This is a genomic window from Polaribacter glomeratus (genome assembly GCF_002954665.1).
Classification (GTDB): Bacteria; Bacteroidota; Bacteroidia; order Flavobacteriales; family Flavobacteriaceae; genus Polaribacter; species Polaribacter glomeratus.
The window spans coordinates 1182592-1205004 of record NZ_MSCM01000002.1; the positions used below are offsets into that span (position 1 = coordinate 1182592).

Sequence of the window (22413 nt, forward strand, 5' to 3'; positions counted from 1 at the left end):
ATTACACATGTTAGAAACTAAAAATATAGAAAGAACAAGAGCCCAGGAATCTACCAATGCTATAGAAAAATTATACATTTCTATGCGTCATTTGTTTAGTAGAGGCTTTTATAAACCAATGGGAGTTTCAGGAGAAACTTTGCGAAAATCACTCTTACAATTAAGACCAGAAATTTATGGTTCTATTGCAGAAGATAGAATAGAATTAAATGGATTAGTCTATGTAATAGAAAGGCTTCCAGAAGGAATTGAAGAATGCCAATTTATAAATTTAACAGCGGATGAAGGGTATAAAAACTCGCATTTTGAAGCAATCATTCCGCCAAAAAGAAGAAGAAATTGTTATCGAATAGATAAGGATCAAATGAATATAGAGATTACTCGAGGACGCTCTGAAATCTATGATATTCTTACGCATTTAACTTTTTTGTTTATAGAATCGCATAAAATTCAGGCAAGAGTTTCTTTGAATGAAGGTGAAGATTTTATAAGAGAATGGAAACATTTAGAAGATATTGTTTTAAATAAAAAGCCAATATCGGATAAAGAGAAAGAAGTTTTAATAGTCCATTTAGGGAATATTTTAGGTAGAACTTACAGTGAAGTTTCTAGAATTTACAAAACTTTTAGCTCAGAGAAAAACCCACATAAATTTTTTAATCTAATTTATTGGTTAGGAAAATTAGCCATAAAAGAAGTTTATGAAGATAAGAAAAGAACTATAACGTTTAGCTCTGTTTTAATTGAAGAAATTGGACACCATATTTATGGGGAAATTTGGGCAAATGAAATAAAAAGCACCTTAAAAAAACACGATCTTATAAAAAGACCGATACATATAATTAGTGCAAATATGCACAGTGTGTTAAATTCAATCTATGCAAAAGGAGCTTTGCCAGAAGAAGCAAAAAACCTTAAAGGTTTTGAATTATACCAATTATTAAGTAATGTGGATAGCAAACGATTACAGAAAAGAGTGAAAAATTACGCCTCTGATAACGGCTTAATTTATATCGAAGATACATCTGGAACAAATATTAATGTACAAATAATAGATACTGATAAAATAAACTTTGATGTTTCGTCGTTTAAAAAAGAGCACTCAATAAAAGAACATGCCGTAATTATAGTAATGGATTATGCGTTTGGAGAGCAAGCATATGAAACGATGGATGAATTATTGAAGCCTTATAATGCTGATGATGAGAAGATTTTCTTGGATGTGAAGTCGGTTTCAATTATGGGTAAAGCAGGTATTTTAGAAGGTGGTAAAGGAGATATTATGATTCCTGATGCACATATTTTTGAAGGAACAGCAGATAATTATCCGTTTAAAAATGAGCTATCTAAAGAAGATTTAGAAGGTTTTGGAGTAAAAGCTTTTGATGGCTCGATGGTTTCTGTTTTAGGAACATCACTGCAAAATAAAGATCTTTTAAAGTTTTTTCATGATTCTACTTGGAATGTAATAGGTCTAGAAATGGAAGGAGCACATTATCAAAAAGCAATACAATCTGCGTCTAGAATTAGAGGAAATATATCAGAAAATGTAAAAGTGCGATATGCATATTATGCCTCTGATAATCCTTTAGAAACAGGTGCAACATTAGCTTCTGGAGGATTAGGAATGACAGGTGTAACACCAACGTATGCGATTACACAAAGAATATTAGAGCAAATTTTTTAATTAATTATTGATTTTTACAACCAACTTAAAATAATGTCAACAAATCAAAAGAGCAACGAAGAAGAAGTAGATTTAGGATCTTTATTTGTAATTATTGGAAAAGGTTTTTCTAATTTTTTTAATTTTATAGGAAATATTTTTAAAGGGCTTTTTCATGCAGTTATCTCTAGTTTAATTTTTTTAAAAGAAAATAGTATAAAAATAGGTGTTGCAGCAGTTATTGGTGTAGCTGCTGGTGTCTTTTTGGAAACTACAACACCTTCTAAATATGGTTCTGATTTACTTCTAGAACCAAATTTTAAAAGTGCAAGACAATTGTACAATACTATAAATTATTATAATGATTTAGTAAAACAAAAAGATGTAGCAATACTGCAAAAAACGTTTAATTTAGCTGAAGAGGATGCAGCATCACTTAAGAAATTTTATATAGAACCCATTAGAATAGATAGTGATATTATAAGTGCTTATGATGATTTAATTTTAGTGGTAGATACGTTAACGATTAAAAGTTATGAATACAAAGATTTTAAAGCTGCTTTCACAGATTTTGATTATAAGGTTCACAAAGTAACGGTTATTGCAGAAAAAAACAATGTTTTTGACAAATTAGATGATGTTATTATTTCATCTGTAGTCAATAATAAATACTTTAATAGATTAAAAGTTCTAAACAACGAAAATCTAAATAGAACAGATTCTTTGTATCGTGAAAATCTAACGCAAATAGATTCTTTACGAAAGGTGTATATGCAGGTAATGTTAGAAGAAGCAAAGAAATTAACTACAGGTACAAGTATCGATGTAGGTGGCGAAAAAAACACTACAAAAGAATTAGAGTTGTTTGAAACCAACAGAAAAATCAATGCTGATTTAAAGAAAATTGCTAAAGAAAAATCTCAGAAATACGAAGTTATAAATGTCATTTCTAACTTTCAGCCAATTGGTTATGAAATAAAAGGAGTAACCAAAAATAAAGGGTTTTTACTAGGTTTTCTTGGTGCAGGGTTCATGATTGTTTTTCTGCTTTTAATTAAGTTGAATTCATTTTTAGCAAACTATAAAAAATAAAAAAGATGCAAACAGTTCTTATAACTGGAGGAGCAGGTTTTATAGGTTCAAATTTTATACCCTATTTCTTAGAGAATAACAAAGATTTAACTATTGTTAATTTAGATTTATTAACCTATGCAGGAGATTTATCCAATTTAAAAGAAGTAGAAAGTTTCGATAGGTATATTTTTGTAAAAGGAGATATTTGTGATAGAAAATTGGTAGAACAGCTTTTTAAGACTCATAATTTTACAGGTGTAATTCATTTTGCAGCAGAATCGCATGTAGATAATTCTATTAAAAATCCAGAATCGTTCATTAAAACGAATGTTTTTGGAACTTTTAATTTATTAGATGTAGCAAAGAATTATTGGACGGAATCTCCTTTTAAATTTAAAAAAGGTTTTGAAAACTCAAGGTTTTTACATATTTCAACTGATGAGGTCTATGGTACTTTAGGTAAAACTGGTTTGTTTACAGAGCAAACGCCTTATGCTCCTAATAGCCCTTATAGCGCATCAAAAGCATCATCAGATTTCTTAGTAAGAAGTTATTTTCATACGTATGGTTTAAATGTTGTTACGACAAATTGTTCTAACAATTATGGGCCAAAACAACATGACGAAAAATTAATACCTACTATTATAAGAAAGGCGGTTAATGGAGAAAATATTCCTATTTATGGTGACGGAAAAAACATTAGAGACTGGTTGTATGTTTTAGATCATTGTGTAGGAATTGAGCTTGCTTATAGCCACGGAAAATCGGGAGAAACGTACAATATTGGTGGTAAAAATGAGCGCAATAATTTAAATATTGCAACTATGATCTGCGAAATTTTAGATCAAGAAAAGCCTAAAGAAATATCGTATAAAGAACAAATCAGTTTTGTAAAAGACAGGCCAGGACACGATTTTAGATACGCTATTGATGCAACAAAAATAGAAGAAGAACTAGGTTGGAAAGCCCAAGAAAATTTTGAATCTGGAATTCTTAAAACTATTAAGTGGTATTTAGAAAAATACAATAAATAATGAAAGGAATCGTTTTAGCAGGAGGATCAGGTACTAGATTACATCCATTAACTTTAGCCGTAAGCAAGCAATTAATGCCTGTGTATGATAAACCAATGATTTATTATCCTATTTCTGTTTTAATATTGTCAGGAATAAGAGAAATATTAATTATTTCGACACCTCAAGACTTGCCACTTTTTGAAAGATTATTAGGTGATGGAAAAAAATATGGGTGTAGTTTTCAATATAAAGTGCAAGAAAAACCAAATGGATTAGCAGAAGCCTTTTTAATAGGCGAAGATTTTATAGCTAAGGATAATATTGCGCTAATTTTAGGAGATAATATTTTTTATGGATCGGGATTGCCTAGTTTATTAAGGGCGAATAATAAGCCAGATGGAGGTGTTGTTTATGCATACCATGTTACAGATCCAGAGCGCTATGGAGTTGTTGAGTTTGATGAAAATTTTAAAGCAATTTCTATTGAAGAAAAACCTTTAAAACCAAAATCTAATTACGCAGTACCTGGTATTTATTTTTATGATAATACTGTAGTGGAAATAGCGAAACAGATAAAACCAAGTAAAAGAGGAGAATTAGAAATAACAGATATAAATAAGGTTTATTTAGAAAAAGGGAAACTTGAAGTAACAGTTTTAGACAGGGGAATTGCTTGGTTAGATACGGGTACTTTTGATTCTTTAATGCAGGCTGGTCAATTTGTACAAGCGATAGAACAGCGACAAGGGTTAAAAATCGGTTCTTTAGAAGAGTCTGCTTATAGATCTGGCTTTATTACTAAACAGCAGATGTATAATCTTGCAAAACCACTTTTAAAAAGTGGTTATGGCACTAATATATTAGAAATTAAATGATAGTAAAAGAAACCCCGTTTATAGATTGTTTTATAATAGAGCCTAAATTGATAAATGATAATAGAGGCAGTTTTTTGCTAAATTATAATAAAAATGAATTTAATAAAGCGGTAAGTAAAGATATTGATTTTGTTTTAGAGAATGAATCGATATCAAAATACGGCGCTATTAGAGGTTTACATTTACAAACAGGAAAAAATAGTCAAGCTAAATTGGTAAGAGTAATTAGTGGTAAGATACTAGATGTAATTGTAGATGTTAGACCTAATTCTAATACTTTTGGAAAAAGTTTTTCTTTAGAATTATCATCTAAAAATAACATTCAATTATTTATTCCTAGAGGTTTTTTACACGGCTTTTCTGTTTTAGAAGAAAATACAATTGTAAATTATAAATGTGATAATTATTACAATAAAGATTCAGAAGATGGAGTTTTGTACAATGATTTGGAATTAAATATAGATTGGAAACTTAAAAAAGATGAAATTATTTTATCTGAAAAAGATAAGAAATTAAAAACATTTAAAGAATTTATCAATTGAAAAGTGAATTTGTAATAGGCGATGTAATATTAAATTCAACTTTGTTGAATTTTAAAGTTTTATTTTATGTTTAAAAATATTGCTAAAATTTTCACATCCCATATTATAGTAAAGTCTTTAGGGTTAGCAAATATTGCATTAGTACTTTTGTTTCTTAGCGTAAAAGATTTTGGGGAATATAGTTATTTATATCTTTTGTTAAATTTAGTAGCAATAATTATTGACCCTTTTTTATCTGCTTATCTTGTAGATTCAAAGGTTTTTGACTACAAGAAATACAATTTTGCTGTTTTTTTTTTAAGTTTAATTCTCATTCCTTTTTTCTTCTTATTGGTGAATTTTTTTTATAAAAATTTACATTTTTATTTGTTTATCTGTTTTAGTGCAACATATTTTATTTCTGCGATATTAAAGTCTTACCTAAATATAAAAGAAAGGTATTATCAATATGGAATAGTAGATATTGTTAGACAGTTAAGCCTTTTTTGTTCAACAGTTTTTTTCTTTTATGTTATAACATCAAATAATTACATAGAATTATTAGAGTTTAATTTTGTTGTTTCACTTGTCGCAATGGTTATTCTCGCTATTTTATTTGTGAAAAAAGAAGAAATTGAGTTTAATCTAAATTTTCAGATTTTAAAGAAATTAACGTTTCAATCTAAATTTTTAATCTTTTATTCCGCTTTAATTCCTTTGTTGTCTTTTATAGATTCTTATTTTGTAGATGCTTTTTTAACTGAAGAGGATTTAGGAATTTATTCTTTTTCGCTTAAAATTTATAATATTTCATTAATGTTAGTAGTGCCAATTTTTACAGTATTAAATATAAAACAGATAGAAATAGCAAAAGAAAACAATTATTTATTATTTGTGCAAAAAAGTTTTAGAAAGGTACTGCTGTTTTCTTCTGTAATATTTTTAGCTACATTGGTATTTAATTGGTTTGTTACAAATTATGTTTATCTTGAGTATAAAAGTTCATTTTGGAATACTAATATTTTAATGTTAGGTTCTTTTATCACCTATGTAACACTTCCTTTTTCTTTTTTAATTGCGTATAGAAAATATAAACACTTGTTTTCTTTAGGATTCTTGGCTATATTATGTAATATAATTATTAATTATTTTTTTATTGAAAAATACGGAATGTTAGTAGCTGCTTTTTCTACTTTTTTATCTCAATTAATAATAAATCTTGGAGCAGCAATTATTTCGTTTCTAGTTTTAAGAAATAATAAAGATGAGAATTAGTCTAAAACAAACATATAGGTTTCTTTTCTTTTTAGGAGTTTTCTTTATTCCTTTTAATTCTTATGTTGGAATTGCTTTTTTAGGAGAATATAGAAAGGATGGAGCAATTGTTTTTTTTTTATTTTCCTTTTTTTCACTATTATTAGATGTATTGTTTAAGGGTAAAATTATTATTCCTCAAAAAAATATTTTCATTCACTTTTTAATTCTTTTTGTTGGATGGTTGTTTGTTTCTACTTTGTTAAATAGTGCAAATGTTTATGATAATTATTTAAAACAAACATCAGGCTTTAATCGATTTATAAGGCAAATGATATCACTATTTATTGCTTTAATTTTATTTATTACTTCGTATAATATTTTTAGTGATTTTAAACTTAAATTAATATTTTTTCAGTTAAGAAAGATTTTTCTATACTCATTAATCTTTGTTGCTGTTTATTCTTTATTTGAGATTTTAATTTTAGTTTTTAACTTTTCATTTTTAAAAGGTGTGTTTTCTCTATTTGATTATTTTCCATTTACAGAAACCCAGTTAGATTATATTTTTAAAAGGATATCTTCAGTTTCTTATGAACCACCATTTTTAGCTATTTATTTAATTACGGTTGGAGCATGGATGTTTAGCTATGTTTTAACAGCTGTTGGTATTAAAAAATTCTTACCAACAATAATTGTCTTTTTGCTTACTTTTTTCTCAGGATCAAGAACTGCACTAATAGTAATATTATTTCAATTTTTTATTTTTATTTTGGTTGCATTTTCTATCAATAAAAAATTTCAAAAAGTTATTCAGCGATTTTTTATTTTATTTAGTACGTTAATTATATTGCTTTTTATTTTTAATGGTAAAAAAGTTGCAGAGGCTATAGAGCTTAAAGTAAGTACCTTAAATTTTCAAAAAAACCTATTCAGCAGTATCTCTAATAGATCAAGATTTGGTATTCAATACACATCCTTATTAATTTTTGCGGAAAACCCTATCGTTGGTGTTGGTTTTGGGCAACAAGCCTATCATGCAAAAGATAAGTATCCAAAATGGGCTACGCACAATAATTATGAGTTTAAGGAGTATTATTTAAATGAAAGTGATAAATCTTTTCCGCCAGGCTTTAATATGTTTACAAGATTATTGGCAGAAACAGGAATCATAGGTTTTTTAATTTTTCTTTCTTTTATTTTTTTAATTTTTTATCAGTGTAAAAAACTAATTACAAGCAGAAAATATATTGAAAAAATTATACCAATTGTATTGTTAGTGTCTTTTATAGGTTTTTTAATAAATTGGTTACAATTTGATAGCTTTAGAGTATTTGGTTTTTGGATTTGTCTAGCCTTGCTAATATTACAAGTACAACAGAAAAAAACAGCAAATGAACAGGAATAATATAATTCTTTTAATTCCGCATTACAAGAATATAGATGGATTATATGCTTCATTGTCATCTATAGATAAGAACGAAAATTTAGATGTACTTATTGTAGATGATGGTAGCAATTTGGATATTGATGAAACTAAAATAAGAGCATCATTTATAGGAAATGGAGTTGTTTTTTTTGAATATTTAAAAGAAAATAGTGGAATAGAAATAGCTTTGAATAAAGGTTTAAATTTTAGTACAAAAAACAAATATAAGTACACTGCCAGATTAGATTGTGGAGATATTTGTGTAAAAGATCGATTTAAAATTCAAGAAACTTATTTAGAATTACATCAAGATATTTCTTTAGTAGGAACAAATGTAGATTTTTTAGACACTAAAGGAAATTTATTGTACACTTTAAATGTGCCAGAAAAAGATAAGCAAATTAGAAAAAAAATGTTTATCAATGCAATGCACATACATCCAACCATAATGTTTAGAAATAGCATGTTAGAAATTACAGGTCTTTATCCTGTTGATTATAAAGCAGCAGAAGATTATGCGTTTTTTTTTAATGTTATAAATAAATGTAAAGTAGCAAATATTAATCAAGTATTAGTGAGATGCGAAATTAATCCGAATGGTATTTCAACACTTCAAAGAAAAAAACAAGCCGAAAATAGAATCAAATTAATACTTAAAAATTTTTATGTAGGTTTTTATCCAATTTATGGTCTTTTTAGGAGTATTCTGCTTTATATTGTGCCACTAAAAATTTTAATTAAATTAAAAAGTGTTTTAAAAAAATGATAGCCAAAAGAATTGATCATATATTTGATATTGTTTTTTCAATATTATTATTTTCATTGTCTTTGTCAATGGCAATTCCTAATATATTGTTATTTGTTCTTTTCTTAGTTTTTCTATTTAAGAAAGATAAAATTATTATCACTACATGGTATTTGAAATTTGTATTTCTTTTTGTTTTTTATATTTTAATAAAAGCGCTCTTTTTTAATGCTTTAGTAGATAATTTTGGGATCTATAAGTATTTAGGAATAGTTTTAGCATTAAGTGTTTTAATGTATAATATTAAAAATATTTCTATAGTTATAAAAGGCTATGTATTTGGTTTGTTTGTTGGGGTAATTGTTTCTTTATTAAAAGTTTTTAATTTTTATTTTGAGTTTAAAACATTGCCATTTGGTAACACTGCAGAGGTACATGAACTTTTATTAATTCATAGGCCTTATTTTGGTTTTATGTGTTTATTATCAATTATTTTAATAGATGTTTTATTGCCTAAAATTAAATTAAAAAACGAAAAGATTGTTTTTATCGTCATTGCGTTTATAATTGCATTTTTTATGTATGTTATAGTTGCAAGATTGTCTTTATTCTTGTTAATTATTTATTTAATCATAAGATTTATAAATTATTTTAAGTTTTCTCTAACAAGGTCTATTGTAGGTTTTTTTGCCATTTTTGTTTTATTAAGTGGTGCGTTTACTTTGAATAAAAATTTAAAAAATAGGTTGCATATAGAAAATAGTTATAGTGAAACCCTAAAAGTAGTAAAGAATCAAGAGCCTAGATTTGTTATTTGGACTTGTTTTTTTGATCAAGTAAAAAATAGTAATTTTAATATGTATTTTGGGTATAATAATCGAAATTCTACCCAAGAAGAACTAAATAATTGTTATAAAGTAAGTATTGATAATGTATCTAAAAGAGATTATTTTATAGAAACACAGTTTAATACGCATAACCAGTTTTTTGATGTTTTTTTAGATGGAGGTATCATTGGTTTAAGTCTCTTTTTGTTACTTTTAATGTCTTTAGCTTATACTTTTAATGAAAGTTTTAATGCAATATTTATACTTTTATCATTTATTTTATTTTTTACCTTCGAAAATTTATTCCATAGACAATTAGGGGTATTTTTATTTGGTATTATTATCCCTTTATTTCACAAAATAGTTTTAAAAAAAAATGAAAAATAGAAAAACAATACTTGTTATCGATTGGCTAGATGTTTATGGTGGTGCTGAAAAAGTGGCAAAGTATTTACATGAAGAATTTAAGTTTGACAAAGTTTATACACTTGTTAATATAATGTCTGAAGATAACTTAAAAAGAATTTTTGGTAATGAAATTGAAGTTGAAACATCGATACTTCAATATTTTGGTAAGTATTTTAGATTTTTATTACCTTTATTTCCTTTCGCACTTAAAAAATTAAAAGTAAAAGAAGAAAATGCACTTATTATAAGTGTTTCTCATTCTGTAGTTAAAGGAATAAGTTTTAAAAAAAGCAGTACACATGTTTCGTATATTGTAGCTAGAAATTTAAAATATGTTTGGGAAGAAAAAGACTTGTATTTTAGAGGAATTAGGAAAATTGCAACTTTTATTATACCCCCGCTAAGAAGGTTTGATATTAGAATGTCTAAAAAACCAACTATTATTTTTGCGGTATCAGATTTTGTTTCAAATTGGTCAACAGAAAAATATAACAGAAAAATAATAACTATTAATCCTCCAGTTAATATTGTTGATTTTGAATATCATGAGGAAAAGGATGATTTTTATGTTTCAGTTGGGCGCTTAGAACCTTATAAAAGATATGATATTTTAATAGATGTATTTAATAATAACGGAAAAAGATTGGTTATTATAGGCAGTGGTACTTTATTTAAAGAGTTAAAGGCTAGGGCAAAAAGTAATATAGAGTTTAAAGGATATTTATTCCCCGAAGAATCTAAAGAATTTTTAAAGAAAGCAAAAGCTTTTGTTTTCTGTGGAAAAGAAGATTTTGGAATTGCACTGTTGGAACCACAAGTTTGTGGAACTCCTGTTATTGCTTTCAGGGCAGGCGGAGCGATAGATACTGTTGTAGAAAATAAAACAGGAGTATTTTTTAATGAGCAAACCACATCTAGTTTAGAAGAAGCAGTTCTTAATTTTGAAAGTATTAAATTTAACCCAAGCTATATTAGGCAACATTCTCTAAAATTTTCAGTAGAAAGTTTTAAAAAATCGTTTAGAAGTGAAATTAATTTATAAAATAAACATTCAGTTTTAATTAGACTATTAATAATCTTATTTGATTATGTTAAAATTAATTTGAATGACTTTAAAAGAGATAAAAAGTCATATTGATTCATGAAAGAGAAACTAGATATATCAGCATCTATAGTGCTATATAATGAAAACTTAGAAGAACTTACAAGCACTATAAATGCTTTTTTAAGTGTGCCATTAAAAAAGAAACTTTACTTAGTTGATAATACTAAAAGTAAACTTTTTCAACATCTTTTTAAGCAGAAAGAAATAGAATATATTGCAATTGGTAAAAATATCGGTTTTGGAGCAGGGCATAATATCGTTATTGACAGAATTAAAAATAACTCTAATTTTCATCTAATATTAAATCCGGATGTTAATTTTGAGAAAACTGTGATTCCAAATTTAATTTTACAATTAAATAAAGATGACAATTTATCAATGATTGCTCCTAAAGTTTTATTTCCCAATGGAGAACATCAATATTCTTGTAGAAGATATCCACTTTTATTAGAATTAATAGTTAGGAGGTTTCCAGTTTTCATGTCATTATTTAATCCTACAATTTCAAGAGGCCAATATAAAGATAGAAATTTAACAAGTGCATTTTTTGCAGAATATCTTACAGGTTGTTTTCAGTTATACAAAACAGCCGATTTTGTCGCATTAGAGGGATTTGATGAACGTTACTTCTTATACATGGAAGATGTAGATATTTGCAGAAAAATAGACCAATTGGGTAAGAAGAAGTTGTATTATCCACAAGAAGTAATTTATCATGTTTTAAAACAAGGCTCTGCAAAAGATTTAAATTTATTTTTACGTCATACTTCATCAGCTATTAAATATTTTTTAAAATGGGGTTTTTAATTTTTATGATTTTCTCTAATTTTTAGAATTATTTTTAAAGATTATTTTTTATTACATTATATAATCATCATATTAGTAGCCTATATATTAGTCACATTTCTTTGCCGCAAAGTGTTATGTTTAATTAATTATAATTTTAGAGTTATTAAAAAAAGGAAAAAATATTAAATTTGAAACATAAAAAATCCATATTAATAAGAGTATTAATAATCTTAATTGATTTATTAGTAATTAATGTAATTGTTTATATATTATTTGATAAGATATATTTAAACTTTACTTTTCTTACTTATATTTCTATTTCTTGGGTAGTAATTTCCCTTTATACAGGCTATTATAAAGTGCACAGATACACACAAGTTAATGTTTTATTATCTCTAATTGTTTCTCAATTCTTTGTTTTTTTACTTGCATACTTAAGTTTTTTTAGTCTTTTTATGGAAGGTGAAAGTATAAAAAACCAGTTTTTATTTTTTGGAATAATTTCATTAATCATTCCTTTTTTGAAATTTTTTATTTATTTTATGAGAAAAAGGTATCGGGCTGAAGGAAATAATCATCGAAATGTTGTTTATTTCGGAGAATTTAATTCAGCAAAAAAACTAGAGAATTTATTTCAACTTAAAAATCATTTTGGTTACAGATATATTGGTTTCTTCTCATCTAAAATTTACGATTCAGAAGATTATTTAGGACATTTAAAATCTGGTTTTAAATATATTGAAGAACATGAAATTGATGAGATGTACTGCGATCCATCAGAGATCAGCCCAAATTTGTTAGTTAAAATCAGAAAATTTGCTGAAGAAAAAGATTTAGAATTAATATTAATGCCAGAGAATAATGCAATTTATCGTAAAGATTTTGTTTTAGAATATTTAGGAACAGTGCCTATATTAAAACCAAAACGACTCCCTTTTGAAAAAATTGAAACGCATATTATAAAAAGAATATTAGATATCATTTGTTCTGCTTTTATTTGCGTATTTATTTTAACTTGGATGTTGCCTATTTTATGGATTGTTATAAGAATAGATTCTAAAGGACCTTTATTTTTTAAACAAAGAAGAGAAGGAATAAACGGAACTCAATTTTTATGTTATAAATTAAGATCTATGAAAGTTAATAACAATGCTGATAAAGTTTCGGCATCAAAAAATGACACCAGAATAACAAAAGTTGGTGCATTTTTAAGAAAATCAAGTTTAGACGAGTTTCCTCAATTTTTTAATGTTTTACTTGGAGATATGAGTATTGTTGGCCCTAGACCTCATATGAATCTTCATACCAAAAAATATATAAATGAAGTTGATAATTATTTACTTAGAAACTCTGTAAAACCTGGTATTACAGGATTAGCTCAAATTAGTGGCTATAGAGGCGAAGTAATTAAAAAATCTGATATAAATAACCGAGTAAGGTTGGATATTTTTTATATCGAAAATTGGTCTTTTTTTTTAGATATTAAAATAATTGCCCAAACTTTTTTCAATGTTTTTATTAAAGAAGATAAAGCATATTAAATGGGGTTTTTAATTAAAACTTAAAATTGACTTTCCTTATAAATTGAGTATCCAAAGAATTTAAAATATATTTGCATCCACAACAACACAACAAACATGAATGTACTTATTTTAGGTTCTGGAGGCAGAGAACATGCTTTTACTTTAAAATTATTAGAAAGCAAGAAAATTAATCAAATTTTTGTAGCTCCAGGTAATGCAGGAACCCATAAAATTGCAACCAACATCGATATAAATATTTCTGATTTTAAAGTGATTAAAAATGCTGTTTTAGAAAACGACATTAAAATGGTTGTTGTTGGGCCAGAAGTACCTTTAGTAGAAGGAGTTCACGATTTTTTCTTAGCGGATGTTGAGTTGAAAAACATTCCTGTAATTGGTCCTAAAAAAGATGGTGCTTTGTTGGAAGGCTCAAAAGATTTCTCAAAACAATTCATGCAAAAACATGGAATTCCTACAGCGAGATATCAATCATTTACAAAAGATAATTTAACAGATGGTTTTGCTTTTTTAGAAACATTAGAACCTCCTTTTGTTTTAAAAGCAGATGGTTTAGCGGCAGGAAAAGGTGTGTTAATTTTGAATTCTTTGGATGAAGCAAAATCCGAATTAAAAGAAATGGTTGCTAATCAGAAATTTGGTGAAGCATCATCTACCGTAGTTATCGAAGAATTTTTAAAAGGAATTGAATTATCTGTTTTTGTGTTAACTGATGGGATAAACTATAAAATCTTACCATCAGCAAAAGATTATAAGAGAATTGGTGAAGGAGATGCTGGTTTAAATACCGGCGGAATGGGTGCAATTTCTCCTGTACCTTTTGCCGATGAAGCTTTTTTACATAAAGTGGAAGAATTGGTTGTAAAACCTACAATAGAAGGTTTACAAAAAGACGGAATTGATTATAGAGGTTTTATTTTTATTGGATTAATGAATGATAACGGAAATCCTTCTGTGGTTGAATACAATGTAAGAATGGGTGATCCAGAAACAGAAGTTGTATTACCAAGAATAGAATCAGATTTATTTGAGTTGTTTGAAGGTGTAGCGAATCAAACTTTAAATGAAAAATCTTTTGCTGTAAGCGATAAAATAGCAACAACCGTAATGTTGGTTTCTGGTGGATATCCAGAAGCATATCAAAAAAACAAAGAAATTATTGGTCTTGATACTGTTGATGAATCTATCGTTTTTCATGCAGGAACAACTATCAAAGACAATAAAGTAGTAACCAGCGGAGGTAGAGTAATGGCAGTAACTTCTCTTGGAGACTCTATAGAAGAAGCTTTAGCTAAAAGTTATAGAAGCATTCACAAAATTCATTTTGATAAGATGAACTACAGAAAAGATATTGGTTTTGATTTAGTCTAAATTGTAAAATTACCTTGCTTTTTCAAGAGTAAATGAAAACTCTGAACCTTTACCATACGTACTTTTTAGCAAGATTTTTTCGTCGTGCGCTTCTATAATATGTTTAACTATCGAAAGGCCCAATCCAGAACCACCTTGTTCTCGAGACCTACTTTGGTCAACTCTATAAAAGCGTTCGAATAAACGTGGAAGATGTATTTTTTTAATACCTTCTCCGTTATCTATTACCTTCACAATAAATTTTTGATTTGTATAACTTTCTACTCCAATAATAGTTGTGCCGTTAGGTTTTCCGTATTTTATAGAGTTAACAACAAGGTTGATAAGTACTTGTTCTATTTTTTCAACATCAGCTTTTACAAAAACTGGAAACTCATAAACTTTATCAAATTGAAGTGTAATATTTCTTTTTTTAGCCTTCATTTCAAACAAATCAAATACATTCTGAATCAGTTCAAGAAGATTAAATACTTCAAAATTTATATTCAGACCATCGTTTTCTAACTTGGTAATCATATCTAAATCCTTGATAACAGCAACCAATCTTTCTACACCTTTATTGGCTCTGTCTAAATACTTCATACGTATTTGTTTGTCGTTAACTGCGCCTTCTAATAAAGTTAAAATATAGCCTTGCACAGTAAAAAGAGGCGTCTTTAGTTCGTGTGCAACATTGCCTAAAAAATCGCGTCTAAAAGAATCTATTTCTGTTAAGTTTTTTATTTCGAGTCGTTTACCTTCAACAAATTTTTCCATTTTTTTAGAAAGTATTTCAACATCTGTGGTTGCACTTTCTCTTTTAAGATCTTTTACGTTTAAGAATGAAACATCTTCATATATTTTTTTTAGACGTCTATAAATAAAATGTTCCGCTCTGTATTGAATTATAAAAAAAGAAATCAGAAAAAGAAAAATAATAGAAATTATAATTGTAAAAATCCCTAGATGTTTACTGATTAAAAAGTAGGAAATGGCAGCTATTATTACAGAGAGCAATGTTAAATACACTGCCGACCAAAATGCATACGAATATGTTTTTTTTAATTTCAAAGTTTATTAATTAGTCTTCGCCTTCTAAAACAAATTTATACCCAACACCTTTTACTGTTTTAAAATGGTCGTCACCAATTTTTTCACGAAGTTTTCTAATATGTACATCAATTGTTCTGCCACCAACAACAACCTCATTTCCCCAAACAGTATCTAAAATAACTTCTCTTTTAAAAACCTTTCCTGGTTTTGAAGTTAGCAAAGAAAATAGTTCGAATTCTTTTCTTGGAAGCGCAATTTTGTTTCCTGCTTTGTATACAACATATTCATCTCTGTCGATAACAATATCACCAATTTTAAAAGTTTCTTCACTTTCTTCTTCGGTTTTTAACCTGCGTAGTAAAGATTTTACTTTGCTTACTAAAACTTTAGGTTTAATAGGTTTTGTAATATAGTCGTCTGCACCAGCCTCAAAACCTGCAACTTGAGAGTAATCTTCTCCTCTTGCAGTTAAAAAAGATATAATTACGTTTTCTAGTGATTTTATTTTTCTAATTTTTTCACAAGCTTCTATTCCGTCCATTTCGGGCATCATAATATCCAATAAAATTAAATGGGGAATATTCTTTTTAGCAACCTTAATAGCTTGTACCCCGTTTTCGGCAGTAAAAACTTGATAACCTTCATTCTTAAGATTGTACCCAACTATTTCTAGAATGTCTGGTTCATCATCAACTAATAAAATTTTAATGTCGCTTTTATTCATAATCTTTTTGAGTGTTGAATATCAAAAATACAGATAATTCTAATAGAAAGACACGTTCTTAACAATCATTTAATCTAGGCTTTTTTAATTTACTTTTACATAACATTGAGATATTTTAAATAAAAGCTAGTTAGTTTTACTTTGTTAACAATTAATTAATGTACTTATAATCAGAATAAAAAACAAATATTTCCTATATTTACTGCTAATTCTTAAATCAAATCACACATGAAAAAAAATTACATTTTTACTTTATTGATTACACTTTGTTTAACGTCAGTTTCTTTTGGTCAAGAGATGTTGTTAAATGGAGGTTTAGAAAATTGGGATTCAGATACAGCTCCAACTGATTGGACCAAAGTTGAAGAAATAACCAAGGAATCTACAGAAATACATGGTGGTTCATTTTCAGCTAAACATGTTGGCGGAACCAAAGACTTAGGGCAAACTATCACAGGGATAGTCGCTGGTAACAGTTATACTATAACAATTTGGTATAAAGTGGTAGAAAACGATGCAACTGATTCACGTATTTGGTCGTATTGGCAAGATTCCTCTACTGCTTCTGTAACAGATGCTGCCACAGATGGTGCTTTAAGAGGTCCAGATAATGGTTACTTAGATAATAACTCAGGGGCTTGGTCTAAATATGAGGCTACTGTTACTGCGCCAGCAGGAGCAACCCAGTTTTATTTTGAATTAAGAACCTATTCTGGGGCAGTTACTTATTGGGATGATATTTCTTTTGTAAATAATACTGTAGCTTCAGTAAAAGATAATGCAATAGAAGGTTTCACAACATATCCAAACCCAATTACAAACAATACATTTACAATTACTAGCAAGAGTTCTAGTAAAAAAACAATTACTATTTATAATGTTTTAGGTAAAAAAGTATTGTCTTCAAGTTTTTCTGGAGTAAAATCGAATGTAGATGTTTCTGCAATTTCATCTGGAATTTACATTTTAAAAGTAACTGAAGATGGCAAAACAGCAACTAAAAAATTAGTTATTAGATAAAATTTTAAGAACTATAAAGGTTCTTGTTTTAAAAGCTCCAAATTTATGTTTGGAGCTTTTTTTATTTTTGTATCTTTAGCTTGAAAAAGAAAAACTTGTTGCTATGAATCTTACCAATAACTTAAATGACATCCTTTTTTTAGACATAGAAACTGTTCCTCAAGAAGAGAACTGGAGTTTGCTTTCTAAAACAACTCAAGAACTTTTTGAGAAGAAAACGCAGTACCAGCGAAAAGAAGAAACTACTCCAGAACAGTTTTATGAACGCGCAGGCATTTGGGCTGAGTTCGGGAAAATAATCTGTATTTCTGTGGGTTATTTTGTAGATGTAAAAGAAATAAAACAATTAAGAATTACCTCTTTTTTTGGTGATAATGAGAACCAACTGTTAATTGATTTTAAAGCATTATTAAATAAACATTTTGCAAAAACAGCAAATGTATTATGCGCTCATAATGGTAAGGAATTCGATTTTCCTTTTATTGCTAGAAGAATGATTGTGCATCAAATAGAATTGCCTAGCAAACTAAATTTGTTTGGTAAAAAACCATGGGAAATTCCGCATTTAGACACGCTTGAACTATGGAAATTTGGCGACTACAAACACTATACATCACTAAAGTTACTAACGTCTATTTTAGGGATTCCTTCGCCAAAAGATGATATTGAAGGTAGTGAAGTTGCAGGCGTTTATTACAAAGAAAAAAATATTGATAGAATTGTTACCTATTGCGAAAAAGACACCATTGCTGTTGCGCAAATTTTATTGCGTTTTAATAATGAAGCTTTACTAAAAGACGAAAATATTATTCGAGTTTAGTCTTTATTAGTTCGAATTTCACAGAAAAAAATCACTGAGATTCGCAAAGATTTTAATTTTATTATTTGCTCTGAGAATCTCTGTGTAATAATTTTAATCTTCCTGTTTCATAGAAAGCTCAAACCAGCGCTCTTCTTTTTGTTCAATTGTAGTGATAATTTCTTGTAACTCTTCCGATTTTTTTGAAATGTTATCAGCAGCAATTTCTACATTTAAAAACTGATTTTCAATCGTAGCTTTCCTTTTCTGAAGTCTTTCAATTTCTACTTCTAAAGCACCAAACTCTCTTTTTTCATTAAAAGTTAAGGTATTTTTGGTTACTTTTTTCTCCGTTTTTTCAACTACTATTTCTACTGGTTTTTCATCAATAGTTTCATCAGAATCAGAACTATCATAGGCTCTAAAATCAGAATAATTTCCAGGAAAATTCTCTACAATTCCTTCTCCTCTAAAAACGAATAAAGCATCTACAATTTTATCCATAAAGTATCTGTCATGCGATACTACCAATAAGTTTCCAGGATAATCTAGTAAGAAATTTTCTAACACATTTAGGGTTACAACATCTAAATCGTTTGTTGGCTCATCTAAAATTAAAAAGTTAGGATTCTGGATTAAAACGGCACATAAATACAAACGTTTTTGTTCTCCACCAGAAAGTTTTTCAACAAAATCGTATTGTTTCTTTTTATCAAACAAAAAGCGTTCTAAAAGTTGCGAAGCAGAAATTTTTCTTCCTTTTGTTAAAGGGATAAATTCACCAAACTCTTTAACAACTTCAATTACTTTTTGACCTTCTTTAATGTTGATTCCAGATTGTGTGTAATATCCAAATTTAACAGTTTCTCCAACTACAACTTTACCGCCATCAACTTCATTTTGTTGTGTAATAATATTTAAGAAAGACGATTTACCCGTTCCGTTTTTACCAATAATTCCGATGCGTTCTCCCCGTTTAAAGATATAGTCAAAGCCGTCTAAAATCTTTTTGTCGCCATAAGATTTAAACAATTTATGAAGCTCTAAAACTTTGCTTCCTAAACGTTCCATATTTATCTCTAACTGAACTTTATGGTCTAATCTTCGCTGACTTGCTTTTTCTTTTATCTGATAAAAATCATCAATTCTAGATTTCGATTTTGTAGTTCTTGCTTTTGGCTGTCTACGCATCCAATCTAATTCCTTTTTAAAAAGGTTTTTTGCTTTGTCTGTAGTAACTTGCTCTAACTGAATTCTTTCTTCTCTTTTTTCTAAATAATACGAATAATTACCTTTGTATTTGTAGATTTTACCTTCATCCAATTCTAAAATCTCATTACAAACACGTTCTAAAAAATAACGGTCGTGCGTAACCATAAAAAGGGTTATTTTCTCCTTTGCAAAAAAGGATTCTAGCCACTCAATCATTTCTAAATCTAAGTGATTTGTAGGCTCATCCAAAATTAAAAAATCGGGTTTGCTAATTAAAACGATTGCTAAAGACAAACGTTTTTTTTGTCCTCCAGAAAGTGTAGAAATTTTTAGTGATAAATCATCTAACTTTAATTTAGATAAAATTTGCGTGTATTGTGTTTCAAAATCCCACGCATTGTATTGTTCCATCAACTCAAAAGCATTTTGATATGCTTCTGTATCATCAAGGTTTTTTAATGCTTTTTCGTATTTATTGATAACAGAAAGGATAATATTATCCGTAGCAAAAATAGTTTCTTCGATGGTTAAATCTGGATTTAAAACATCGTTTTGCGCTAAATAAGCAATAGAAACATCTTTTCTAGTTACAATTTGTCCGGAGTCGGGGACATCCAAACCTGCAATAATATTAAGGATTGATGTTTTCCCTGTTCCGTTTTTAGCAACAAAGGCAACTTTTTGGTCTTTATTTATTCCAAAAGAAATGTCTTGAAATAAAACGCGTTCACCATAAGATTTAGAAATGTTTTCTACCGAAAGATAATTCACAAGTAATATTTTTTGCAAAGAAACAAAATCAACCGCTAATTTTAAGGATTTAAAAAAATCATTTTTTAAACAGTTATCACACAACAAAAAAGCCCTGTTTTTGTCATCAAACTATTTTTAGAATCTCTTAATTAATACTATCTTGCGGGTACTTAATTGAAAAAAATAGTATATGAAAATTATAGTGCCAATGGCAGGAATTGGATCTCGTTTAAGACCACACACCCTTACGGTACCAAAGCCTTTAACAGTTATTGCAGGCAAACCAATTGTACAGCGTTTGGTAGAAGATATTGCTTCTGTGATTGATGAAAAGATTGATGAAATTGCTTTTGTAATTGGTTCAGTTGCAAAAGGTTTTCCAACTGATACTGAAGAAAAATTATTAAAAATAGCAAAAGAATTAGGTGCAAAAGGTTCTGTTTACATACAAGATGAAGCTTTAGGAACGGCACATGCAATTTATATGGCCAAAGAATCTCTAAGCGGACCTTGTGTTGTTGCCTATGCGGATACTTTATTTAAAGCAGATTTTACGTTGGATGTAAATGCTGATGGCGCAATTTGGGTAAGTAAGGTTGATAATCCTAGCGCATTTGGTGTTGTAAAGGTACAAGACGGTTTTATTACCGATTTTATAGAAAAGCCCAAAGATTTTGTTTCTGATCTAGCGATTATCGGAATTTATTATTTTAAAAGTGGTGAAAAACTATTAGAAGAAATTCAATATTTGATCGATAATGATTTAAAAGAAAATAATGAATATCAATTAACCAATGTTTTAGAATCTTTAAAACAACAAGGAGCAAAATTTATTCCAGGAACGGTTAGTGCTTGGATGGATTGTGGTAAGAAAGACCCAACGGTAGACACAAATAAACAAACTTTAGGTTTTGAATATGCTGCAGGTAAAAATTTGGTTTCTTCGGATGTCGTTTTAAATAACTCACAAATAATTCAACCTTGTTATGTTGGTAAAAATGTGGTGTTAACAGATACTAAAATTGGCCCATACGTTTCTATTGGTGAAAATAGTGTTGTAACGAATTCTACTATTGTAAACTCTCTAATACAAACTAATGTAACAATTTCAAACGCAAACTTAAACAATGCTATGATAGGTAATTATGCAACATATAATGCAAAATACTCTTCGGTAAGCATTGGCGATTATACAGAATTAACATAAGTGATACAAAGAGAAAAGAACATAGAATATAAAAAAGAGAGGCAGTTTAACTATTTTAAATTGGCTCTTTTTTCGTTTTTTGTTTTTCTTTTTTCAATGGATAGTGTAGCGCAAGATAGCATTCCAGATAAAGTAGACACAACCGAAGAAACTGAGTTAAAGTTTCAGCAATTCTTTTTTAGAGCCTTGTCAGAAAAATCGATTGGAAACTATCAAAAAGCAATTGAAAATTTAGAAAGCTGCAATCAAATTTTATCAAACGATATTGCTGTCTTTTTTGAGTTTTCTAAAAATTACTTATTTTTAAATAACACCTTATTAGCTAAAGAATATATAGAAAGAGCTTTAGTGAAAGAGCCGATGAATACTTGGATGTTAACTCATTTGGTGCAGATTTATATAAAGGATAACAAATACGCAGAAGCCATTAAAGCGCAACAAAAGATAGTTGTCATCAATCCTAAAGAAAGAGAATTTCTAGCAAGATTGTATGTTTTTAATGGTCAAATTAAAGAAGCAATTTCTTTAATGGATATATTAGAAAAAGAGAATGTTTTATCATCCTATTTAAAAAAGCTAAGAGCTAATTTAGAAAGTAGAAAAGAGTATTCGATTAAAAAACTTCCAGTTAGTATCGATCTTGAAGAAGAGGCAGATGAAAAGGAAGGAGACCTGGTTAAAGAAATGGAGTCAAAAGATTTAGATAGTTTAATTAATCAGTTTAAAACTGATAAATCATATAAAATATTAGTAGAAATTTTAAAACAATCTAACGGAAACCAAGTTGATTTATTAAAATTTAGTAAAGAAGGAATTGCCCTTTTTCCTGCACAAGCGTCTGTATATCTTGTAAACGGAAAAGCTTTAAATGATACCAAAAATTATAAAAACGCGTTATCAATATTACAAAGTGGTATTGATTTTGTTATAGAAGATAAAATGGAAGCAGCTTTTTATTTAGAAATAGCAAGAGCCTATAAAGGTTTAGGGAATGATAAAGAAGAAATGAAATACCTGCAAAAAGCTAAAAATCTCAAAAAATAAA

20 protein-coding genes and 2 pseudogenes are annotated in these 22413 nt (G+C 28.1%); 17 read left to right on the forward strand and 5 right to left on the reverse strand.

Annotated features, from left to right (window positions below):
• The first annotated feature begins 7 nt into the window (after positions 1-7).
• The 13 genes from BTO16_RS15225 (at position 8) to purD (ending at position 14621) form a co-directional block, all read left to right on the forward strand.
• A complete protein-coding gene (locus BTO16_RS15225) occupies positions 8-1687 on the forward strand; it encodes a DUF6909 family protein (protein ID WP_105022501.1) in 1680 nt (559 codons plus the stop codon).
• Positions 1688-1720: 33 nt separating this feature from the next.
• Positions 1721-2758: a hypothetical protein gene (locus BTO16_RS15230; RefSeq protein ID WP_105022502.1), complete on the forward strand. Its 1038-nt coding sequence runs from the start codon at positions 1721-1723 to the stop codon at positions 2756-2758.
• A gap of 5 nt (positions 2759-2763) precedes the next feature.
• Entirely contained in the window at positions 2764-3774 is a 1011-nt protein-coding gene (rfbB, locus tag BTO16_RS15235) for a dTDP-glucose 4,6-dehydratase (RefSeq protein ID WP_105022503.1), read from the forward strand.
• A complete protein-coding gene (gene rfbA / locus BTO16_RS15240) occupies positions 3774-4631 on the forward strand; it encodes a glucose-1-phosphate thymidylyltransferase RfbA (RefSeq protein ID WP_105022504.1) in 858 nt (285 codons plus the stop codon). Before rfbB ends, rfbA begins: the two co-directional genes overlap by 1 nt.
• Entirely contained in the window at positions 4628-5173 is a 546-nt protein-coding gene (rfbC, locus tag BTO16_RS15245) for a dTDP-4-dehydrorhamnose 3,5-epimerase (RefSeq protein ID WP_105022505.1), read from the forward strand. The genes rfbA and rfbC overlap by 4 nt, the downstream gene beginning before the upstream one ends.
• A 66-nt stretch (positions 5174-5239) precedes the next feature.
• Positions 5240-6427 carry an oligosaccharide flippase family protein gene (locus tag BTO16_RS15250; protein WP_105022506.1) on the forward strand — a complete coding sequence of 396 codons (1188 nt, stop codon included), beginning with the start codon at positions 5240-5242 and terminating at the stop codon, positions 6425-6427.
• A complete protein-coding gene (locus BTO16_RS15255) occupies positions 6417-7814 on the forward strand; it encodes an O-antigen ligase family protein (protein WP_105022507.1) in 1398 nt (465 codons plus the stop codon). The genes BTO16_RS15250 and BTO16_RS15255 overlap by 11 nt, the downstream gene beginning before the upstream one ends.
• Positions 7801-8601, forward strand: a complete 801-nt coding sequence (locus BTO16_RS15260) for a glycosyltransferase (RefSeq protein WP_105022508.1) — start codon at positions 7801-7803, stop codon at positions 8599-8601. Before BTO16_RS15255 ends, BTO16_RS15260 begins: the two co-directional genes overlap by 14 nt.
• Positions 8598-9794: an O-antigen ligase family protein gene (locus BTO16_RS15265; RefSeq protein ID WP_105022509.1), complete on the forward strand. Its 1197-nt coding sequence runs from the start codon at positions 8598-8600 to the stop codon at positions 9792-9794. Before BTO16_RS15260 ends, BTO16_RS15265 begins: the two co-directional genes overlap by 4 nt.
• The gene (locus tag BTO16_RS15270; protein ID WP_105022510.1) at positions 9784-10857 is read left to right on the forward strand and encodes a glycosyltransferase; all 1074 of its coding nucleotides are present in this window, start codon (positions 9784-9786) and stop codon (positions 10855-10857) included. The genes BTO16_RS15265 and BTO16_RS15270 overlap by 11 nt, the downstream gene beginning before the upstream one ends.
• A 99-nt stretch (positions 10858-10956) precedes the next feature.
• Positions 10957-11727, forward strand: coding sequence for a glycosyltransferase family protein (locus BTO16_RS15275; protein ID WP_105022511.1), 771 nt, complete (start codon positions 10957-10959; stop codon positions 11725-11727).
• Positions 11728-11897: 170 nt separating this feature from the next.
• Positions 11898-13250 (forward strand): exopolysaccharide biosynthesis polyprenyl glycosylphosphotransferase, encoded by a 1353-nt coding sequence (locus BTO16_RS15280; protein ID WP_105022512.1) that lies wholly within the window; start codon positions 11898-11900, stop codon positions 13248-13250.
• Between the two features lie 96 nt (positions 13251-13346).
• Positions 13347-14621: a phosphoribosylamine--glycine ligase gene (gene purD, locus BTO16_RS15285; protein WP_105022513.1), complete on the forward strand. Its 1275-nt coding sequence runs from the start codon at positions 13347-13349 to the stop codon at positions 14619-14621.
• Between the two features lie 9 nt (positions 14622-14630).
• Here the strand turns inward: purD and BTO16_RS15290 are convergent, their stop codons facing one another.
• Positions 14631-15671, reverse strand: coding sequence for a sensor histidine kinase (locus BTO16_RS15290; RefSeq protein ID WP_105022514.1), 1041 nt, complete (start codon positions 15669-15671; stop codon positions 14631-14633).
• 10 nt (positions 15672-15681) lie between these two features.
• Positions 15682-16377, reverse strand: a complete 696-nt coding sequence (locus BTO16_RS15295; protein WP_105022515.1) for a response regulator transcription factor — start codon at positions 16375-16377, stop codon at positions 15682-15684.
• 228 nt (positions 16378-16605) lie between these two features.
• Here BTO16_RS15295 and BTO16_RS15300 point away from each other — a divergent pair, with 228 nt between their 5' ends.
• Together BTO16_RS15300 and BTO16_RS15305 are read left to right on the forward strand one after the other, a co-directional pair.
• On the forward strand, positions 16606-17397 hold the full coding sequence (locus BTO16_RS15300; RefSeq protein ID WP_105022516.1) for a T9SS type A sorting domain-containing protein: 792 nt from the start codon (positions 16606-16608) through the stop codon (positions 17395-17397).
• A 103-nt stretch (positions 17398-17500) separates the two neighbouring features.
• Positions 17501-18217 (forward strand): 3'-5' exonuclease, encoded by a 717-nt coding sequence (locus BTO16_RS15305; RefSeq protein WP_105022517.1) that lies wholly within the window; start codon positions 17501-17503, stop codon positions 18215-18217.
• 93 nt (positions 18218-18310) lie between these two features.
• Here BTO16_RS15305 and BTO16_RS18045 read toward each other — a convergent pair whose 3' ends face one another.
• The 3 genes and pseudogenes from BTO16_RS18045 to BTO16_RS18055 form a co-directional block, all read right to left on the reverse strand.
• Positions 18311-18700, reverse strand: coding sequence for an ABC transporter C-terminal domain-containing protein (locus tag BTO16_RS18045; protein WP_407675521.1), 390 nt, complete (start codon positions 18698-18700; stop codon positions 18311-18313).
• 150 nt (positions 18701-18850) lie between these two features.
• A pseudogene (locus BTO16_RS18050) lies at positions 18851-19165 on the reverse strand (ATP-binding cassette domain-containing protein); the annotation flags it as partial.
• A gap of 192 nt (positions 19166-19357) precedes the next feature.
• Positions 19358-20179 (reverse strand): annotated as a pseudogene (locus BTO16_RS18055) (ABC-F family ATP-binding cassette domain-containing protein); the annotation flags it as partial.
• Positions 20180-20351: 172 nt separating this feature from the next.
• Here BTO16_RS18055 and BTO16_RS15315 point away from each other — a divergent pair.
• Both BTO16_RS15315 and BTO16_RS15320 read left to right on the forward strand, forming a co-directional pair.
• Entirely contained in the window at positions 20352-21368 is a 1017-nt protein-coding gene (locus BTO16_RS15315) for a sugar phosphate nucleotidyltransferase (protein WP_105022518.1), read from the forward strand.
• Positions 21369-22412, forward strand: coding sequence for a tetratricopeptide repeat protein (locus BTO16_RS15320; protein WP_105022519.1), 1044 nt, complete (start codon positions 21369-21371; stop codon positions 22410-22412). It abuts the gene before it with no gap.
• Position 22413 lies beyond the last annotated feature (1 nt).

What these genes read in the sequence shown, in the direction of transcription:
- BTO16_RS15225 (WP_105022501.1), top strand. Translation starts at nt 8, where the DNA reads ATGTTAGAAACTAAAAATATAGAAAGAACAAGAGCCCAGGAATCTACC.
- BTO16_RS15230 (WP_105022502.1), top strand. Translation starts at nt 1,721, where the DNA reads ATGTCAACAAATCAAAAGAGCAACGAAGAAGAAGTAGATTTAGGATCT.
- rfbB (WP_105022503.1), top strand. Translation starts at nt 2,764, where the DNA reads ATGCAAACAGTTCTTATAACTGGAGGAGCAGGTTTTATAGGTTCAAAT.
- rfbA (WP_105022504.1), top strand. Translation starts at nt 3,774, where the DNA reads ATGAAAGGAATCGTTTTAGCAGGAGGATCAGGTACTAGATTACATCCA.
- rfbC (WP_105022505.1), top strand. Translation starts at nt 4,628, where the DNA reads ATGATAGTAAAAGAAACCCCGTTTATAGATTGTTTTATAATAGAGCCT.
- BTO16_RS15250 (WP_105022506.1), top strand. Translation starts at nt 5,240, where the DNA reads ATGTTTAAAAATATTGCTAAAATTTTCACATCCCATATTATAGTAAAG.
- BTO16_RS15255 (WP_105022507.1), top strand. Translation starts at nt 6,417, where the DNA reads ATGAGAATTAGTCTAAAACAAACATATAGGTTTCTTTTCTTTTTAGGA.
- BTO16_RS15260 (WP_105022508.1), top strand. Translation starts at nt 7,801, where the DNA reads ATGAACAGGAATAATATAATTCTTTTAATTCCGCATTACAAGAATATA.
- BTO16_RS15265 (WP_105022509.1), top strand. Translation starts at nt 8,598, where the DNA reads ATGATAGCCAAAAGAATTGATCATATATTTGATATTGTTTTTTCAATA.
- BTO16_RS15270 (WP_105022510.1), top strand. Translation starts at nt 9,784, where the DNA reads ATGAAAAATAGAAAAACAATACTTGTTATCGATTGGCTAGATGTTTAT.
- BTO16_RS15275 (WP_105022511.1), top strand. Translation starts at nt 10,957, where the DNA reads ATGAAAGAGAAACTAGATATATCAGCATCTATAGTGCTATATAATGAA.
- purD (WP_105022513.1), top strand. Translation starts at nt 13,347, where the DNA reads ATGAATGTACTTATTTTAGGTTCTGGAGGCAGAGAACATGCTTTTACT.
- BTO16_RS15295 (WP_105022515.1), bottom strand. Translation starts at nt 16,377, where the DNA reads ATGAATAAAAGCGACATTAAAATTTTATTAGTTGATGATGAACCAGAC.
- BTO16_RS15300 (WP_105022516.1), top strand. Translation starts at nt 16,606, where the DNA reads ATGAAAAAAAATTACATTTTTACTTTATTGATTACACTTTGTTTAACG.
- BTO16_RS15305 (WP_105022517.1), top strand. Translation starts at nt 17,501, where the DNA reads ATGAATCTTACCAATAACTTAAATGACATCCTTTTTTTAGACATAGAA.
- BTO16_RS18045 (WP_407675521.1), bottom strand. Translation starts at nt 18,700, where the DNA reads ATGGATAAAATTGTAGATGCTTTATTCGTTTTTAGAGGAGAAGGAATT.
- BTO16_RS15315 (WP_105022518.1), top strand. Translation starts at nt 20,352, where the DNA reads ATGAAAATTATAGTGCCAATGGCAGGAATTGGATCTCGTTTAAGACCA.